The organism is Fructilactobacillus sp. X1R3C1 (assembly GCF_059901545.1).
Window position 1 is genome coordinate 1 of the sequence record NZ_JBWXUT010000011.1, and the last position, 3,257, is coordinate 3,257.

Consider the following 3,257-nt stretch of genomic DNA (forward strand, 5'->3'; position numbering starts at 1 on the left):
GCGTGGCAACGTCCTACCCTTGCAGGGGGCGATCCCCCAACTACTCTTGGCGTGCTGAAGCTTAACTTCTGTGTTCGGCATGGGAACAGGTGTATCCTTCAGGCTTTCGCCACCACACTTAGAAAGAACTTCGTTCTCTCAAAACTAGATAATATCTTCTCTGCCCGATTAACTTCCACTTCTTTTTGCTTGGTTAAGTCCTCGACCGATTAGTATTAGTCCGCTTCACGTATCACTACGCTTCCACTTCTAACCTATCTACCTGATCATCTTTCAGGGGTCTTACTTCCATAAAGGAATGGGAAATCTCATCTCGAGGCGAGTTTCACACTTAGATGCTTTCAGCGTTTATCTCATCCATACATAGCTACCCAGCTGTGCGCCTGGCGGCGCAACTGGTACACCAGCGGTATGTCCATCCCGGTCCTCTCGTACTAGGGATAGCTCCTCTCAAATTTCCTGCGCCCGCGACGGATAGGGACCGAACTGTCTCACGACGTTCTGAACCCAGCTCGCGTACCGCTTTAATGGGCGAACAGCCCAACCCTTGGGACCAACTACAGCCCCAGGATGCGATGAGCCGACATCGAGGTGCCAAACCTCCCCGTCGATGTGAACTCTTGGGGGAGATAAGCCTGTTATCCCCAGGGTAGCTTTTATCCGTTGAGCGATGGCCCTTCCATATGGTACCACCGGATCACTAAGCCCGACTTTCGTCCCTGCTCGACCTGTATGTCTCGCAGTCAAGCTCCCTTCTGCCTTTACACTCTTTGAATGATTTCCAACCATTCTGAGGGAACCTTTGGGCGCCTCCGTTACTATTTAGGAGGCGACCGCCCCAGTCAAACTGCCAACCAGACACTGTCTCCGAGCACGTTGAGTGCTCAGGGTTAGAGTGTTCACATAGCAAGGGTAGTATCCCAATGACGCCTCCGCCGAAGCTAGCGCTCCGGTTTCAATGGCTCCTACCTATCCTGTACAAGCTGTGCAAACACCCAATATCAAGCTACAGTAAAGCTCCATGGGGTCTTTCCGTCCTGTCGCGGGTAACCTGCTTCTTCACAGGTATCTTAATTTCACCGAGTCTCTCGTTGAGACAGTGCCCAGATCGTTACGCCTTTCGTGCGGGTCGGAACTTACCCGACAAGGAATTTCGCTACCTTAGGACCGTTATAGTTACGGCCGCCGTTTACTGGGGCTTCATTTCGGAGCTTCGCCGAAGCTAACTCTTCCACTTAACCTTCCAGCACCGGGCAGGCGTCAGCCCCTATACGTCATCTTACGATTTTGCAGAAACCTGTGTTTTTGATAAACAGTCGTCTGGGCCTCTTCACTGCGGCTGTCCGTGAGGACAGCACCCCTTCTTCCGAAGTTACGGGGTCATTTTGCCGAGTTCCTTAACGAGAGTTCTCTCGCTCACCTGAGGATACTCTCCTCGACTACCTGTGTCGGTTTGCGGTACGGGTAGTTATTAACTCGCTAGAAGCTTTTCTCGGCAGCGTGACATCAGTTGCTTCCCTACTATAATTTCGGTCCTCATCGTCGCTTGTCAACTCGATCAAAAGCATTTCTCTCTTGACCTGACTTACGACTTGAACATCCATCTCCATCAGGATGCACAACTTAGCCTTCTGCGTTCCTCCATCACTCAAACGTTAATAACTAGTACAGGAATCTCAACCTGTTATCCATCGTCTACGCCTCTCGGCCTCGACTTAGGTCCCGACTAACCCTGGGTGGACGAGCCTTCCCCAGGAAACCTTAGTCATTCGGTGAATCAGATTCTCACTGATTTTTCGCTACTCATACCGGCATTCTCACTTCTAAGCGCTCCACTAGTCCTTACGGTCTAGCTTCATTGCCCTTAGAACGCTCTCCTATCACGCGACAAAGTCGCGTCCGCAGTCTCGGTAATATGCTTAGCCCCGGTAAATTTTCGGCGCAGAATCACTCGACTAGTGAGCTATTACGCACTCTTTAAATGGTGGCTGCTTCTGAGCCAACATCCTAGTTGTCTATGCAACTCCACTGCCTTTTCCACTTAGCATATATTTAGGGACCTTAACTGGCGGTCTGGGCTGTTCCCCTTTCGACGATGGATCTTATCACTCATCGTCTGACTCCCGGATATAAATCAATGGTATTCGGAGTTTATCTGAACTTAGTAATCCAAGACGGACCCCTTGTCCAAACAGTGGCTCTACCTCCATGATTCTAAATCCGAGGCTAACCCTAAAGCTATTTCGGAGAGAACCAGCTATCTCCAAGTTCGTTTGGAATTTCACCGCTATCCACACCTCATCCCAGCACTTTTCAACGTACACGGGTTCGGACCTCCGGTGCGTATTACCGCACTTTCATCCTGGACATGGATAGATCACCTGGTTTCGGGTCTATGGCAACATACTTCAACGCCCTGTTCAGACTCGCTTTCGCTTCGGCTCCGCTTTTTCAACTTAACCTTGCATGCAACTATAACTCGCCGGTTCATTCTACAAGAGGCACGCTATCACCCTTAAACGGGCTCTAACTGCTTGTAGGCACATGGTTGCAGGAACTATTTCACTCCCCTTCCGGGGTGCTTTTCACCTTTCCCTCACGGTACTGGTTCACTATCGGTCACTAGGTAGTATTTAGCCTTGGGAGATGGTCCTCCCGGCTTCCGACGACGTTTCACGTGTGTCGCCGTACTCAGGATCCTGAACTGAGGGAACCTGATTTCGTCTACTGGGCTATCACCATCTATGGCTCAGCTTCCCAACTGATTCGACTATCAGATTCTTTTGTAACTCAAATGTTCAGTCCTACAACCCCGACCAGTAAACTGATCGGTTTGGGCTGTTCCCCGTTCGCTCGCCGCTACTGAGGGAATCGAAATTTTTTTCTACTCCTGCGGGTACTTAGATGTTTCAGTTCCCCGCGTCTACCGCACGGCAGCTATGAATTCACTGTCGTGCAATCATCGACTAAGATGATTGGGTTTCCCCATTCGGAAATCTCCGGATCAAAGCTTACGTACAGCTCCCCGAAGCATATCGGTGTTAGTTCCGTCCTTCATCGGCTCCTAGTACCAAGGCATTCACCATGCGCCCTTAATAACTTAACCTGCATCACTTCGTGATGTAAGTTATTGAGTATTTGCGATTTAAACTATTTTAAAAAACTCAAATAACGTAGTGGTTATTTCTCGGTTAAAATTATAATTAAAATATAATTAATACAGAAAATAATATTATCTAGTTTTCAAAGAACAAAGT

General features: G+C 49.1%; 2 rRNA genes. Both read right to left on the bottom strand.

The features are described from left to right. Positions 1 to 117: ribosomal RNA gene (gene rrf / locus AC6UD8_RS06980) — 5S ribosomal RNA — on the bottom strand. 72 nt (positions 118 to 189) lie between these two features. After that, positions 190 to 3,106, bottom strand: a 23S ribosomal RNA gene (locus AC6UD8_RS06985). Positions 3,107 to 3,257: the final 151 nt, after the last annotated feature.